The organism is Halomicroarcula saliterrae (genome assembly GCF_031624395.1).
GTDB lineage: Archaea > Halobacteriota > Halobacteria > Halobacteriales > Haloarculaceae > Haloarcula > Haloarcula saliterrae.
This window is the reverse complement of record NZ_JAMQON010000002.1, coordinates 563,140-577,423: the sequence shown is the minus strand read 5'-3', so window position 1 is coordinate 577,423 and position 14,284 is coordinate 563,140. Positions and strand designations below refer to the sequence as shown.

At 67.3% G+C, this 14,284-nt stretch carries 12 protein-coding genes; 5 read left to right on the top strand and 7 right to left on the bottom strand.

All coding sequences use genetic code 11. The features are described 5' to 3' along the window. Positions 1 to 19: 19 nt before the first annotated feature. Both NDI56_RS10970 and NDI56_RS10965 read right to left on the bottom strand, forming a co-directional pair. On the bottom strand, positions 20 to 1,051 hold the full coding sequence (locus NDI56_RS10970; RefSeq protein WP_310919557.1) for a DUF4350 domain-containing protein: 1,032 nt from the start codon (positions 1,049 to 1,051) through the stop codon (positions 20 to 22). Next, positions 1,044 to 1,934 carry a S49 family peptidase gene (locus NDI56_RS10965; RefSeq protein WP_310919556.1) on the bottom strand — a complete coding sequence of 297 codons (891 nt, stop codon included), beginning with the start codon at positions 1,932 to 1,934 and terminating at the stop codon, positions 1,044 to 1,046. Before NDI56_RS10965 ends, NDI56_RS10970 begins: the two co-directional genes overlap by 8 nt. 176 nt (positions 1,935 to 2,110) lie before the next feature. Here NDI56_RS10965 and NDI56_RS10960 point away from each other — a divergent pair, with 176 nt between their 5' ends. Together NDI56_RS10960 and NDI56_RS10955 are read left to right on the top strand one after the other, a co-directional pair. Beyond that, entirely contained in the window at positions 2,111 to 4,105 is a 1,995-nt protein-coding gene (locus NDI56_RS10960; protein ID WP_310919555.1) for a heme-binding protein, read from the top strand. A gap of 82 nt (positions 4,106 to 4,187) precedes the next feature. Next, positions 4,188 to 5,891 carry a sensor histidine kinase gene (locus tag NDI56_RS10955; protein WP_310919554.1) on the top strand — a complete coding sequence of 568 codons (1,704 nt, stop codon included), beginning with the start codon at positions 4,188 to 4,190 and terminating at the stop codon, positions 5,889 to 5,891. Here the strand turns inward: NDI56_RS10955 and NDI56_RS10950 are convergent, their stop codons facing one another. Together NDI56_RS10950 and NDI56_RS10945 are read right to left on the bottom strand one after the other, a co-directional pair. Further along, positions 5,892 to 6,656 carry a class I SAM-dependent methyltransferase gene (locus NDI56_RS10950; RefSeq protein WP_310919553.1) on the bottom strand — a complete coding sequence of 255 codons (765 nt, stop codon included), beginning with the start codon at positions 6,654 to 6,656 and terminating at the stop codon, positions 5,892 to 5,894. A 55-nt stretch (positions 6,657 to 6,711) separates the two neighbouring features. Continuing rightward, positions 6,712 to 7,140 (bottom strand): iron-sulfur cluster assembly scaffold protein, encoded by a 429-nt coding sequence (locus NDI56_RS10945; RefSeq protein ID WP_310919552.1) that lies wholly within the window; start codon positions 7,138 to 7,140, stop codon positions 6,712 to 6,714. A gap of 348 nt (positions 7,141 to 7,488) precedes the next feature. Here NDI56_RS10945 and NDI56_RS10940 point away from each other — a divergent pair, with 348 nt between their 5' ends. Beyond that, positions 7,489 to 10,260 (top strand): G8 domain-containing protein, encoded by a 2,772-nt coding sequence (locus NDI56_RS10940; protein WP_310919551.1) that lies wholly within the window; start codon positions 7,489 to 7,491, stop codon positions 10,258 to 10,260. 198 nt (positions 10,261 to 10,458) lie between these two features. Here NDI56_RS10940 and NDI56_RS10935 read toward each other — a convergent pair whose 3' ends face one another. Continuing rightward, on the bottom strand, positions 10,459 to 11,706 hold the full coding sequence (locus NDI56_RS10935; RefSeq protein ID WP_310919550.1) for an aminotransferase class V-fold PLP-dependent enzyme: 1,248 nt from the start codon (positions 11,704 to 11,706) through the stop codon (positions 10,459 to 10,461). A 243-nt stretch (positions 11,707 to 11,949) separates the two neighbouring features. On the opposite strand from NDI56_RS10935, the gene NDI56_RS10930 reads away from it, so the two are divergent. Beyond that, the gene (locus NDI56_RS10930) at positions 11,950 to 12,468 is read left to right on the top strand and encodes a carbohydrate-binding protein (protein ID WP_310919549.1); all 519 of its coding nucleotides are present in this window, start codon (positions 11,950 to 11,952) and stop codon (positions 12,466 to 12,468) included. Positions 12,469 to 12,548: 80 nt separating this feature from the next. On the opposite strand, the gene NDI56_RS10925 is transcribed toward NDI56_RS10930, so the two are convergent. Beyond that, positions 12,549 to 12,839 carry a DUF424 domain-containing protein gene (locus tag NDI56_RS10925; RefSeq protein WP_310919548.1) on the bottom strand — a complete coding sequence of 97 codons (291 nt, stop codon included), beginning with the start codon at positions 12,837 to 12,839 and terminating at the stop codon, positions 12,549 to 12,551. After that, the gene (locus NDI56_RS10920; RefSeq protein ID WP_310919547.1) at positions 12,836 to 13,567 is read right to left on the bottom strand and encodes a tetratricopeptide repeat protein; all 732 of its coding nucleotides are present in this window, start codon (positions 13,565 to 13,567) and stop codon (positions 12,836 to 12,838) included. The genes NDI56_RS10925 and NDI56_RS10920 overlap by 4 nt, the downstream gene beginning before the upstream one ends. An 84-nt stretch (positions 13,568 to 13,651) precedes the next feature. Between NDI56_RS10920 and thpR the strand changes: the two genes are divergently transcribed. Continuing rightward, positions 13,652 to 14,215, top strand: a complete 564-nt coding sequence (gene thpR, locus NDI56_RS10915) for an RNA 2',3'-cyclic phosphodiesterase (RefSeq protein ID WP_310919546.1) — start codon at positions 13,652 to 13,654, stop codon at positions 14,213 to 14,215. Positions 14,216 to 14,284 lie beyond the last annotated feature (69 nt).

Sequence of the window (14,284 nt, the reverse complement as noted above, 5' to 3'; positions counted from 1 at the left end):
AAACCGCGTCGGCCGGTGGTTACGGAATCGGTTCCGTGTCGTTGGTCGGACTGTCGGGCGTCGTGTTCCCGAACTCACCACCGCCGAAGCCGCCGCCACCGCCACCGCCACCGAAGCCGCCGCTCGTCCGGGGGACGTCTTCGGGCGACTTGTCGCCGGAGACCATGAAGTCGAGCAGGTTGCTGACCAGCACCTCGTTGTCAGCCCGGTAGACGTACTCCTGGTCCATGATGCTCGTGTCGCCGACGGCGACGACGTTGCCCTCACGGACGAGCACGCCGTACGTTTCGGCCCGTCGGGTCGAGGACAGCGTCGTCCCCTCGGTCGCGGTCAGGGCCGACTCGCCACCGTTGATGCTGACCGCCTCGTGGAGGACGACCCGGTTGACACCGTCGGTGAGCGTCGAGTCGCCCGACGGCGTCGCGTAGATGTTCCGGTAGTTGTTGGAGTTGTCCGCCATGTTGTACAGGTAGCCGTTGTCGTAGGTGAACCCGTACTGGCTGGTCAGCGGGAGCAGCGGACTCGGAGCACCTATCGAACCACCGCCGAACAGGCCGCCGAGGCCGGCCACCTGTCCCTGTGGCTCGTTCATCAGGATGACGCGGCCACCGGCGTCGCTGAACGCCTGTATGCCGGCGATATCCGAGTCGGTGTACTCCTGCTGGGTGCCGAAGACGATGTAGGCATCGGCCTCCTGCAGCGTGGCGTTCAGGCCACTACTTCCGAAGCTGGACGAACCGGTGTTGTACTTGACCGTCGCACCGCTCTCGGTCAGTTCGGCTGCCATGGGTGCGACCGTCTCGGGCGTGACACTCGAGCTGCGGGCCGTATCGATGACGACGACTTTGCCGTCTCCGTTGGCCGACATCGAGAGCTCACCGGTCTCTTCGGGGACGCTCGCGACACTGTCGTCGGCGTTGAACGCCGAGGCGTTCGCCTCGTTGACCGTCGGGGCCGACTGGCCCCCGACGCCCAGGAACAGCGACCCGACGGCGATCGCGAGCACGAGCGCGCCGAGGAAGACGCCGACTCGTTTCACAGCGCTACTCATCCTGAACACCTCCCTTGTCGGTGCTGTTGACAATGACTCGCTCGTTTTCGAGTGTGCCGTACAACATGAGGAATCTGACTCGCTGGACGCCGTCGGAGTCCGCCGCTACCTGTTCGGCGCCTGTGTCGTTCGCAGCAGCCCCGTTCACACCCAGCAGACTGAGTCCCTGCTGCTGTGCGGGGTCACGGTACGTCACCTGATAGTTCGAGACGCCGGCGGACTCGGCGGCTGCCGAGATGGCGTCTTCAGTATCACCGATTTCGTCGGCGTAGCCGTTGTTGACCGCTCGGCCGCCGAAGTAGAGGGTCGCCTCTGCGACCGTCTCCCGGGAGACTGTGAGGTTCTCACCGCGTTCCTGCATCACGGAGCCGACGAAAGACCGTTTCATCGACTCGACGGCGGCGTAGTACTCGTCCTGAGTCAGCCCGGAGGCCTTGTCGGGGCCGGTGGTCGTGGTGCTGGGCAGGCCACCGGCGGGGGCGCTCGCTCTGACACCCACACTGCCGACGACGCTGCCCGGTGTGACGAAGATGCGGTCACTGGGGATGGCCGTGTAGTACGCACCCGATGCGGCGGTTCCCGTGACGCTCGTGACGACCGGCTTCTCGTTCGCCAGCCGCTTGACCGCCATGTACATCGACTCACTCGCCGCGACGCCACCGCCGGGGCTGTTGACGTTGAGAACGACGGCTTTGACGGAGTCGTTGTTCCGCAGCGAGCGGAGTTCTCTGACCGTATCTTCGGCGGAGGAGCCGGATATTGGTTCGTCGACACTGACGACAGCGACGTGCTGTTCGTTGCTTTCCGCGAATGTCACCGCGTACGGCGCTACGGCCGCGCCGATGAGGAGGGCGACGATCGCGAGGACTGTGTACGACTGCAAGGCAGTCGCCACATAGTTATCAATTGGGTTATTCATATCGCCTACGTTTCCCCGGTTACACGTCTGGATAATAAAAGTATATGAATCTAATGGCTATCTTGTTGGCAGATACCCACCGGTGCAACGCAGCGACGGACATGGGAAAGTTCGTTACGTTCGACGCATAACCCGCGGCCATGGACCAACGGACGCCGCCCCAGACCGAGGAGGGCTGGTACGTGCTCCACGACTGTCGGCGCATCGACTGGGACGCCTGGCGCGATGCCCCCGACCGGACGCGGGACCGGGCGCTCTCCGAGGGTATCGACTTCCTCGAGGGATACGAATCGCTGGCGGATTCCGAGGCGGGTCAGACGGCCGTTTACACCGTTATGGGCCACAAGGCCGACATCATGATTCTCCATCTCCGGCCGACGATGGCCGACCTCGACGCCGCCGAGCGCCACTTCGAGCAGACCGAGTTCGCGGCCTTCACCGAACGGGCTTACTCGTACGTCTCGGTCACGGAGGCGTCGGGCTACACCGAGAAGGCACGGGAGTACTTCGAGGGCGACGTCGACGACGACTCCGGCCTGGCACAGTACATCCAGTCGCGGCTCCACCCCGACGTGCCCGACGCGGAGTTCGTCTGTTTCTACCCGATGAGCAAGCGCCGCGAGCCCGACCAGAACTGGTACGACACTAGCTTCGAGGAACGGGCCGCCCACATCAAGCGCCACGGCGACATCGGCCGGGGGTACGGCGGCAAGGTGAACCAGATGATCGGCGGCTCCATCGGCTTCGACGACTGGGAGTGGGGTATCACGCTGTGGAGCGACCAGATGACACATATCAAGGAGCTGCTGACGGAGATGCGATTCGACCCCTCGACCTCGAAGTTCGCGGAGTTCGGTCAGTTCTACGTCGGCCGCCGGTTCGACCCGGCCGACCTGCCCGCGGTGCTTTCCGGCCACCGGGTCCCGACCGAGTCGACGGCCGGCGGCCACGAGGCGTCGGCCCACGCGACCGCGACGGAGGCCGGCACCGACCACGGGAGCGGCCACGCGGGCGACGCCGACGGCCACGGGAACGCCCACCCCGGACGCCCCGGCGAGGGTGACCACCCTCACACCGAGGAGACCGCCGACGCCGACCACCCGACGGGACGGGACACCGACGGCTCGGACCACACCGACGAGGACAGTTCGTCGGGTCACAGCGGCGGCCGGCCGGACGTTTCGGGCGACTTCGAGGAGGTCGAAGACGCCGCCGGCCGGCTCGGCCGGCTCGGGCTCCAGGCGGGCGAGGCCTACGACGCGGGCGACTACGCGCTCGTCTTCCACTCATCGGCCGACGCCGAGGATCTGGTCGAGGCGGTCGGCGAACTCGCCGAGAGCTTCGACCACTACGACCGCCACGTCGCCACGACGGTCCGCGCACAGAGCGGCCAGAGCTACGTCGTCAGCATCTGGACCGCCAAGGAGGCCGCCGAGACCGCCGCCGGCTTCCTCGGGGACCTCGATGGTATCGAGGAGCGCGTCGGCGGGCAGCTGGGCGAACCGAGCGAGGACGAGGCGGACAGCAGCGGCGAACAGACCGCCGCCTCCTCCCAGTCCATCCGCGAGGAACTGGACGCCGAAGGCGTCTACGCCGGCCAGCCACACGGCGAGGACGTGTACGCCCTGGTCGTCTACTCGGAGGCGGACACAGAGACGCTGGCCGACGACGTAGCCGACCTCCGGAGCGCCTTCGACCGCTACGACACGCACGTCCGGACGACTATCTATCGGGACCCGGACTCGGCGACCACCGCCGTCGCCTCGCTGTGGGACACCGAGGACGCCGCCGGCACCGCGAGCGACTACCTCACCGACCTCCCGGGCATCGTCCGCCGGCAGGGCGAGGGCGACGGCTTCGGGACGATGGGGATGTTCTACACGGTCAAACCGGAACACCGCGAGGAGTTCGTCGAGAAGTTCGACACCGTCGGCGGCCTGCTGGCCGATATGGACGGCCACCGCGAGACCGCGTTGCTGGCTAACCGCGACGACGAGAACGACATGTTCATCGCCAGCCAGTGGGACAGCAAGGAGGACGCGATGGCGTTCTTCCGGTCGGACGCCTTCTCCGACACCGTCAGCTGGGGTCGGGACGTGCTGGCAGACCGACCGCGCCACGTGTTCCTGGCCTGACGCGAGCGACCGGAGCGCGGTCTCTGGCCACCGACGGTTGTTATCAACAACGGTTTTCACTGTCGTCTCGCTAGCTAGGATAATGGTCGACGCGGCCGGAACAAGTGTAATCATCGCCCTCCTGATGGTCACCGCTGCCGGTGTGAGCTTCGTGTTCGTCTGGTACTCCTGGTTCCGAGCCGACCACCCTATCTCCGAGACGTTCGCCCTGCTGATGCTCGCGGACGGGCTCTGGGCGCTGTTTAGCTTTCTGGGCTACATCAGCCCGACGGACGCCATCGCCCTGCTGTGGCCGGTGCCGACGACCGCCGCCTCGTCGTTTGGCACCGTTGCCTGGTTCATCTTTGTCACCAGATACACCGCCGACAGCGAGTGGATTCCTGTCGCCGTCGAACGAGCGCTGTTCGGCCTCGCCGCGCTGTACGTGACGCTGTTCGCACTCAACCCCGGCGGCGTCGTCCACGCGGCGAGCGGTGTCGGCCGCTACGGGCTCCTCCGGCTCCCCTATCCGGAGCCCGGCCCGGTCTTGCTCGGCTACACGCTGTTCACCTACGTCCTGCTGGCGGTCACGTTCGGCCTGCTGGGGCGGTTCCTGCTCCGGACTCGGAACCTCTACCGTAAGCAGGCCGCGCTGATATTCGGCGCGACTATCGTAGTGACGCTCTCGACGGTCTTCTACGTCGCCGGCTTCAGCCTCCACCCACAGCTCGTCCTGACGCCTGTCTTCCTGGTCGTTCAGGCGGTAGGCATCGGCATCGCGCTGTACCGGTACGACTTCCTCGACGTCTCGCCGATGGCCGCACACACGCTCCTCGCGGAGATGGAAGACCCGGTGTTCGTGGTCAACACCGACGGCCGAATCGCCGACTGGAACCGCGCGGCTGCGGCGCACATCGACACCGACGACGCGTATCCCGCTATCGACGACATCGGACATCCGGAGCTCTCGGCCGCGCTCGCGTCCACGGACGGCGGCGCCGAGTCCCCCACCCCGACGGTCACGACGACCGCCACCCGGAACGGCCGACCGGAGCGTGTCACGTTCGACGTCCGAACGACGGCGATTCCGGACCGCTACGGCGTCGTCAGGGGCCACGCCGTCGTCCTGCGGGACATCACCGAACAGGAGGAGCGCAAACGCGCGCTGGAGACGCAAAACGAGCGCTTAGAGGAGTTCACCGGCGTCGTGAGCCACGACCTCCGCAACCCCCTGCAGGTCATCGACAGCCGCATCGAACTGGCCCGACAGACCGGCGACCTCTCCCATCTGGACGACGCGAGCGAGGCGACACAGCGGATGGAGACGCTGCTCGACGATCTCCTCGACCTCGCCCGGGAGGGGCGGGTCCTCGACGAGACGAACGAGGTGGCCCTCGCGGACTGCGTGGCCGACGCGTGGGCCTCGATAGCGGCGCCCGACGCCGCGCTTACCGTCGAGACCGACCGGACCCTCGTCGCGGACGCATCGCGGCTCCAGCAGGTGTTCGAGAACCTCTTTCGGAACGCACTGGACCACGGGGGCACCGGCGTGACCATCACGGTCACCGACACCGAGGACGGGTTCGCCATCGCGGACGACGGCCCGGGGATTCCCGAAGCCGAACGCGATACCGTCTTCGACCTCGGGATGACCACCGACGCCGATGGCACCGGCTTCGGGCTGGCCATCGTCGAGCGCGTCGTCGATGCCCACGGCTGGTCAATATCGGTGGCGGAGAGCCACGCGGGCGGCGCTCGGTTCGAGGTGTCGCTGGGCGAGCATGCGCCGCTCACCGTCGAGGATTGATTACCGTCGGGCGACGAACCGAACGCGCCGGTAGTCGGCCGTCCACGTCTCCGTCTCCGGGTCGAACAGCGCCGGGCGCAGTCGCTCCTCGACGCCCCTGACGACGGCTTCGCGGTCCGTCTCGGAGACGGGGGCCAGCAGCTCGTCGCCGAACATCCCGACCCACTCGCGCAGCCCCGCCTCGCCGCCGTCGAGTTCGGTCGGGCGGTCGAACAGCCACGCGCTGGTCACTTCGAGCCCGTGTGATTCGAGCCGGGGCGCGTACTCACCGACGCTCGGGAAGTACCACGAGTGGTCGGTGTCGTAGCCGCGCTCGGCCAGCTCGGCCCGCACCGCTGTCTCGACCCGCGAGACGTTGCCGCGGCCGCCGAACTCCGCGACGAACCGGCCGTCCTCGGCCAGCGCGTCCGCGACCGTCGCGAGGACGGCGTCGTGGTCGGGACCGGGTATCCAGTGGAGCGCGGCGTTCGAGAAGACGGCGTCGAACGTGCCCTCGGGAGTGTACTCGCGGGCGTCGGCCACCGCGAACGTCAGGTCGGGGTAGGCCTCGCGGGCCTGCGCGACCATCGGCTCGGCGGCGTCGATACCGACCACGTCGGCCCCGCTGCCGGCTATCTCGGCTGTCAGCGTACCCGTGCCACAGCCGAGGTCGAGAATCCGCTCGCCCGGCTGGGGGTCGAGCAGTCCCACGACGTCCTCGCCGTACTCGGCGACGAAGCCGTGGCCGTCGTCGTAGTCGTCGGCGTCCCACTCGTTGTCGGGCATGCGTGCAGCGAGGAGCGAGTGGCTGTAAAAGCTATCGCGGGTATGTGATGTCGTCTCAGTCGTCGTCTTCGGTGGTCGTCCGGTCGATGTCCAACTCGTCGAAGTAGATGTCCGCGCCGTCCTGGGCGACCTTCTCCGCCAGGACTGCGCACTTGATACGCATCGGCGAGATGTCGACCCCGAGCATGTCGACGATGTCGTCGCGGTCCAGCGCCCGCAGCTCCTCGACGCCCATCCCGTGGAGCCGCTCGCTGAGCATCGACGCCGAGGCCTGGGAGATGGCACAGCCGTCCCCGCGGAAGGCGACCCGCTCGATGGTCTCCTCGTCCTCGCTCAACACCACGTCCATCCGGATTTCGTCACCGCACATCGGGTTCTCGCCCACGTGGGTGAACGTCGGATTCTCGATCTCCCCGGTGTTGCGGGGGTTCTTGTAGTGCTCGAGAATCTGCTGCCGGTACATGTCGGAGCCTCCGATACCCATTGTTGAACCATCATACGGCGCAGACGCTGAAAAGCGTTCGCTTCCACCTTTCCCTTCGTCGGGTGCGCTCGCGAGCCGTAGGCTCGCTGCGGGCACCCTGGCGGCAAAAACGCGGGCGATAGAGGCGGCCGCCCATCGCGTTCGCGGCCGTGGAAACTGCGCGTGAAGCGCAGTATGCTGGTCACTGTTACCCTGCCCTTCCCCGGGTCGCGGCCATGTCGGCCGCTCCCGGCCACCACTCTGTCGGACGTGTCTGGATAGCGCTGGAACCACTCTGTCGGACGCGTCTGGACAGCGCTGCCGCCGGCCCACACACTTATCTTTCCGTCCGTGGATTGGGCGAACAGAATGTCGGAGAAGGGGTCGTCCAGACGGACGTTTCTGAAAGGCGCTGCGGCCGGCGGCGTCGGCGTCACGCTCGCGGGCGGAGCGTACACGCAGCGAGAGCGGCTACTGGGCGCTGGCGCGAACTCACTGTCGGACCACGACCACATCGCACGGCTCGTTTCCGACGACCAGGTCACCCACCGCGCGACCGGCGGCAACTGGGCCGAGGGCGGGAGCTGGAACGCGTCGGTGCCGGGCGACGGCGCCCGCGTCCTGATTCCGGAGGGGACGACCGTCACACTCGCGGGCGAGCTCGACGCCGCGCTCAAGACCGTCCGGGTCGACGGCCGGCTGCGGGTCGACCCGTCGGCGCCGACGCGACTGCTGGTCGATACGATGGTCGTCGCCGGGACCGGGACGCTCGAACTCGGGACGCCGGAGCAGCCGGTCCAGCGCGGCGCCGGCGCCGTCGTCGAGTTCACCGACGACGGCGCGATCGACGAAGCGTGGGACCCCGAACGGGTGAGCCGCGGCCTGCTCGCGCTCCCCGGGTCGACGGTGCGAATCGCCGGCGCCGAACGGACGCCGTGGGCGCGGGCGACACCGCCGTCGGCCGGCGATAGCTCGCTAACGCTCGCCGAGCGCCCGACCGACTGGGCCGAGGGCGATTCGCTCGTGGTCGCCGGTGTCACGCCCGACGAGAACCGTGACGAGTCGGTGACCGTCGCCGGCGTCTCGGGTTCGACGGTCGACCTCGACGGGGCGCTGACCCACGACCACGTGCCGCCGCGCGAGGAGTTCGACGCCTACGTCGCCGCGATGGACCGCAACGTGACCCTCCGGTCGGCCTCGGAGGCGACGAAACGGCGCGGCCACGTGATGTTCATGACGACGGACGTGCGGGTCCAGCACGCCGCCTTCGACTCGCTGGGCCGGACCGACAAGTCCCGCCCGGTGACGAACCCGGAAAACGGCACGCCACCGGAGCCCGACACGCCGAACCCGAAGGCCCGCTACGCCTGTCACTTCCACCGGACGGGCATCGATGCGAGCACTGCGCCCCGCGTCGTCGAGGGCTGCGTCGTCGACGGCAGCCCGGGCTGGGGCTACGTCAACCACCATAGCAACGTCGCCTTCCGCGACAACGTCTCTCACGACGTGTTCGGCGCGGGCTTCGTCGCCGAAGTCGGCAACGAGATAGGCTCCTTCGAGCGCAACTTCGCGCTGCGCTCGACCGGCACCGGCGGCGTCCCCGACGGCCGGCAGTTCCACGAGGGCCGCGAGGGCGCCACCGACGACTTCGGCCACGGCGGCTACGGCTTCTGGCTCCAGAGCCCGGGCGTCGCCGTCGACGACAACGTCGCCGCCGGCCACCGCCACCACGGCTTCGTCTGGTGGACCCGACCGAAACCTGACGAGCAGATGGCGCCCGAACGGTTCTCGGGCATCACCGTCGACTTCGCGAACTTCCCCGTCGAGAACGTCTCGGGGCAGGACCGCCTGCTGCAGTCCGACGCGGTCACCGACGGCGCGGTCCCCTCCACGCTGGTGAAGCTCCGCTCGTTCTCGGGCAACACCGCGTTCGCCTCGGGCGGCGGCGTAGACATCTCCCGGCACCGCTTCGCCGACGCCCACGACGAGGTCGAGCACTACAGCGTCGTCGACGAGTTCACCGCGTTCAACGTCGGCGCCCACTACAGCCCGTGGGACAGCCGCCGGGTGCCCAACGGCCGGGGCGCGCAGGGCGGCCAGAACGGTATCTCGATACGGTACAGCGCAAACGTCGTCGTCCGGAACCCGACGCTCGTCGACGGCGCCGGCGGCCACCGCGGCGTCGGCATCAACCGCAACCACGCCCCGCAGAACCTCCGTGTCGAGAACCCCGATATCGAGGGGTGGTTCACCGGCATCCGCGCGCCACCGCGCGGGGAGAGCCCCATCACCGGCGGCCGGCTCGACAACGACGTCGACGTCCACGTCATCGGCGGCGGCACGGACCGCCGCTGGACGCCCGCCCAGCACGTCCGTATCGAGGACGTGACCTTCGGCGAGGGCGGCCGCGCCTCGGTGTTCATGCGGACGAACCTTGACGACGACATTTACGGCGTCTTCTCGCCGGCGGGCGGCGTCGAACTCGACGGCACGCCCCTTTACTTCGACAGCCAGCGCCCCGACGTCGTCCCGTATCCGACCGAGGCCGACCTCGGTGACGCCGGGACGGACGCCATGGGCGACCTGACGGAGGCCTCGCCGGCCGAGTTCGTCGGGAAATCGAACCGCGAGCTGTCGAACGAGTTCGGCCTCGCCGTCGAGGGGCAACCGCTGCCCGACGACGCGGGCCGTCGGTCGGACGTGGTCGGTGGCTTCGCCGGCGGCAGTTCGGGCAGCACCGAGACGGAGGGCCCGCTCCGCGCGGTCGAGTCGGCCGAGGGCTCCGTCTACGAATTCGGGACCCTCGACCAGGGCGAACGGCTCTACGTCTACGACGACGCCCGGTTCAGGGCCGTGCCCGGCAAGTACACCGGGCTCACCTACCTCCGCCCGGAGAAGGGGGACAACGGCATCGAGCGGCCGTCGGGCTACCGGCTCGACCTCGCCGAGCCGGCCGACGTGTTCGTCGCCTACGACGCCGAGTCGAGGCCGGCGTGGCTCGACGACTGGACCGACACCGGCGACTCCATCGGTACCGACGACGGCACCCGACAGGTGTTCAGGAAATCGGTCGACGCTGGGACGACGTGGCTCGGCGGCTGTCCGGACACGTACAAGATGTACACCGTGTTCGTTCGGTGAGTTACGGTCTCTCAGGCCAATGACGACTGCAGACGGCGACGCGAACGGCTGCCGAGCCTGGCGAGACTCGTTTCACTCGTCTCGCTGGCTCTCGGCTCACTCCGTTCACCGAGAACGTCGTCGATGGGCGACGACACTCCCTGCTCGCGGTTCCACCGCTCCTTTCGAGGGCCGCTCCGTACAGTCGCGTCCCTCGCCTTACGCGAACAGCTGCCGAGCGTCGTCTATCGCTTCCACGAGCTTGTCGACTTCCTCTTTCGTGTTGTAGACGTAGAAGGACGCTCGCGCGGAGGCCGGGACGCCGAGCTTGTCGTGCAGCGGCTGGGTACAGTGGTCGCCCGCTCTGATGGCCACGGCCGAGTCGTTCAGAATCGAGGAGAGGTCGTGGGCGTGGACGGAGTTCAGGTTGAAAGAGACCAGACCGCCCCGTTCGACGCCGGCGGGCGGGCCGAGGATGTCGATGTCGCCCTCGCCCTCCAGCTGTTCGATGGCGTACTGGGCGAGTTCGTTCTCGTGGCGGCGAATCGCATCCATGCCGATATCGTCGAGGTAGTCACAGGCCTCCGCCAGCGCGATGCCCTGACAGATGACGGGCGTGCCGGCCTCGAACTTCCACGGGAGCTCGTGCCACGTCGAGTCCTCGAAGGTGACCTTGTTTATCATCATCCCGCCGAACAGATACGGCTCCATCTCCTCCAAGATGTGTTTCTTGCCGTAGAGGACGCCGATACCGGTCGGTCCGGCCATCTTGTGGCCGGAGAACGCGAGGAAGTCGGCGTCGATGGCCTCCACGTCGACGGGTCGGTTCGGCACCGACTGGGCGCCGTCGACGAAGATGTAGGCGTCGTGGTCGTGGGCGATGTCCGCGAGTTCGGAGACGGGGTTCACCGTCCCCAGCGTGTTCGAGACGTGGACGACGCTGACCATGGCGGTGTCGTCGCCGATGAGCTCGTGGGCGTGGTCCATATCGAGCGTGCCGTCGTCCTGAACCTCGATGTAGCGGCAGGTGGCGCCGGTCTTCTTGCAGATTTGCTGCCACGTCACGAGCGAGGCGTGGTGTTCCATCTCGGTGAGGACGACCTCGTCCTCCGGGCCGAGTTCGTTCAGGCCCCAGGCGTAGGCGACGAGGTTCTCGCTCTCGGTGGTGTTCTTCGTGAAGACGATCTCCTCACGCCCGCCGGAGGCGCCGATAAAGTCGGCGACGCGGTCGTGGGCGTCCTCGTAGGCGACGGAGGCCTCCTGGCTCAGCTGGTGGAGGCCGCGGTGGACGTTGGCGTTGGTGTGTCGGTAGTAGTCCGCGATGGTGTCGACGACTCGGTCGGGCGTCTGCGTCGTCGCCGCGTTGTCGAGATAGACGAGTTGCTCGCCACCGAACTCCCGCTGGAGGATGGGGTACTCCTCCCTGATGGCCGCCACGTCGAGGTGTTCGATATCGGTTTGTCCCATTGGCTATATCGAAGGGTCGGGCAGTGAACTTTCTTTTGGTTCACCAAAACCACGATTCGTCTCGACCGAAACGGGTCGTCCCCGCGCTGCCGGACTCCGCCCGCCGTCGTTATCGCCGGAGATAGCCACGCAGCTCAATTTCGACCCGGCTACTGATAAATTAGGGCAGATACGAGGTCTATTTATCAATAGCTGAAATAGTGACAAATATTTTATGGTAGTGGCTGTATGTACAGTTCAGCGATGGGGGACCCAGACGACCGCCGCTCCGAAGTGACGAGACAGCCTGACGGCGGCGTAGTTCAGCGCGGCGGCGAGCGTCGCGGCCGCGACCGGCGGGTCCACGGGGCGCACGAACAGCCCGGTATCGAGCGCCACGAGGTCCCCGGGACCATCAGCGTGGGTGCCTACCACCAGTACCACCACGCCGACCGGTGGAACGCGGTCGATACCCCGCTCAGCGGCGACGGCGAAATCGACTGGCTCGCGAGCGACGAGTGGCTCGCCTACGACGTCTACATCCAGGAGGCCGGGACGTACGAACTGACCATCCACGTCGCCGCGGCCGACAGCTTCGGCGGCGGCGACCTCGGTGTCGTCGTCGACGACGACCCGCTCCGACGGTTCGAGTTCGGGTCGACTGGCGGCTGGTACGACTGGAAAGAGGTCACGACCGCGGTTGACCTGCCGCGGGGCATCCACACCGTTCGCCTCGTCGTGTTCGAGGGCGGCTGGAAGCTAAAGCAACTGGAGTTCCGCTAGCGTCCCGATCGAAACGACGTGCGCGCAGGCCACGCGCTCGCCCGAGTAGGATAGCCGGGGGTTTTCGACGGCGACGACACTCAGAGCCAGAGCAACTGGGCGTGGCGGGTCCCGTCCACGTCGAGGACGTTCTCCTCGTCGACGAACCCGTGCTCGACGGCCACGTCGACGCTCTCCGTGCCGACGATGTTCGCGACCGAACAGCGCGCGAGGCTGTCGACGACCTCCGATTCGGAGACAGTCTCGCCGCCGTAGAACTCCTCGGTGACGGTCAGCGAGACGGGCCCGTCTTCGAACGTCTCGCCGACGACATCGGGGTCACAGACGGAGACGAGCAGCCCCTCGTCGGTGTCGCGCTCGTTGAGTATCATTCCAGCAGCTGCTGTTCGGCGTCTTCGCGCATCTCGTCTACCTCTTCTGCGAGCTCCTCGGCGCGGTCGTACTCGCCCAGCTCTTCCAGGGCGCGGGCTTTCTCCTCTAGCACGTCGGCGTTCCGGAAGCTCAGGCGGATGGCGTTGTCGAACGCGTCGAGGGCGTCCTCGGCGAGCCCGCGTTCGAGCAGGAAGAAACCGCGGTTGTACCACGCTTCGCCAAAGCGCGGGTCGATCTCGACGGCTCGCTCGGCGTGTTCGAGCGCCTGCTCGGTGCGGCCCGACTCCCACAGCGCGTACGCGAGGTTCGTCTCGGCCGTCGCCGCGTGGTCGGACTCGTCGTCGAAGTTGAGCGCCTCTTTGTAGGCGCCGATGGCGGCGTCCCACTCCTCCAGTTGCGCGTGGGCCGCGCCCTTGTTCGTCCACGCTTCCTGTTTCAGTCGCTCGTCGTCGGTGAACTGGGCGACCCGCTCGAACGTCTCGGCGGCCTGTTCGTGGCGGTTGATATGCATGTACTCCAGCCCAACGTCGAGCAGCTTTCCGGGGTCGACGGCGTCGGACGTGACGTTGCGCCGGTCCAGCATGTCAGTCAGGACACGGGAGTCGACGGGATCGACCTTGTCGGGGTCGACTTCGAACTCCGGGGGTTCGAGGTCGAACCCCTCGTAGGGGTCGTCGAACCCCTGTCCCTCTGAGAACTGGTGGTCCTCGGGCTCTCGGTCTGTCATTGCCCCACGGTTGGCGGTCAGGCGGGTTAAGGGCTGCGTCCCCGGCTCAGTCAGTTCCAAGTGCGTGGCAAGCGGACCCACGGTATGAGCAAACGACTGTTCGTCAGCGTCGACCTCGACGGTCTGGCCCACGCCGTAGCCGACGTACAACAGCGGTTCGAGGACACCGCTGGCCTGCGACTGACCGACCCGGAGCAGGCCCACGTCACCCTCAAATTCCTCGGTGACACCGACCCGGAGCGCGTCGACGACCTCGTGGACGCGCTCGAAACGGCCGTCGAGGACAGCGGTGTCGACCCGTTCGAGGCCCACTTCGGAGGGCTCGGCGTCTTCCCGTCGCTCGACTACATCAGCGTCGTCTGGGTCGGCGTCCGGGAGGACCACGGTGACCGGGAACTGACGGCGCTCCACGAGACCGTCGAGGACCGAACCACGGCGATGGGGTTCGAGGCCGAGGAACACGAGTTCACGCCCCACGCCACCATTGCCCGGCTGGACCACGCCGGCGGGAAAGCGCAGGTCCGCCGCGTCGTCGAGCACGACGACCCTGACGTGGGCCGACTGCCGGTCGAGGAACTCCGTCTCACGGAGAGCGTCCTGCGGGACGACGGTCCGGTGTACCGTACCGTAGACTCGATTGCGCTCTGACAGGTAGTACGCAGCTCTAGGCCGACCAAAAACAATCAGAAAAATGATAATTGTTATGCGTCGGAGTCC

Excerpts from the sequence above, each read along its gene's own strand:
- NDI56_RS10970 (WP_310919557.1), bottom strand. The coding sequence starts at position 1,051 with ATGAGTAGCGCTGTGAAACGAGTCGGCGTCTTCCTCGGCGCGCTCGTG.
- NDI56_RS10960 (WP_310919555.1), top strand. The coding sequence starts at position 2,111 with ATGGACCAACGGACGCCGCCCCAGACCGAGGAGGGCTGGTACGTGCTC.
- NDI56_RS10955 (WP_310919554.1), top strand. The coding sequence starts at position 4,188 with ATGGTCGACGCGGCCGGAACAAGTGTAATCATCGCCCTCCTGATGGTC.
- NDI56_RS10950 (WP_310919553.1), bottom strand. The coding sequence starts at position 6,656 with ATGCCCGACAACGAGTGGGACGCCGACGACTACGACGACGGCCACGGC.
- NDI56_RS10945 (WP_310919552.1), bottom strand. The coding sequence starts at position 7,140 with ATGGGTATCGGAGGCTCCGACATGTACCGGCAGCAGATTCTCGAGCAC.
- NDI56_RS10940 (WP_310919551.1), top strand. The coding sequence starts at position 7,489 with ATGTCGGAGAAGGGGTCGTCCAGACGGACGTTTCTGAAAGGCGCTGCG.
- NDI56_RS10935 (WP_310919550.1), bottom strand. The coding sequence starts at position 11,706 with ATGGGACAAACCGATATCGAACACCTCGACGTGGCGGCCATCAGGGAG.
- NDI56_RS10930 (WP_310919549.1), top strand. The coding sequence starts at position 11,950 with ATGGGGGACCCAGACGACCGCCGCTCCGAAGTGACGAGACAGCCTGAC.
- NDI56_RS10925 (WP_310919548.1), bottom strand. The coding sequence starts at position 12,839 with ATGATACTCAACGAGCGCGACACCGACGAGGGGCTGCTCGTCTCCGTC.
- NDI56_RS10920 (WP_310919547.1), bottom strand. The coding sequence starts at position 13,567 with ATGACAGACCGAGAGCCCGAGGACCACCAGTTCTCAGAGGGACAGGGG.
- thpR (WP_310919546.1), top strand. The coding sequence starts at position 13,652 with ATGAGCAAACGACTGTTCGTCAGCGTCGACCTCGACGGTCTGGCCCAC.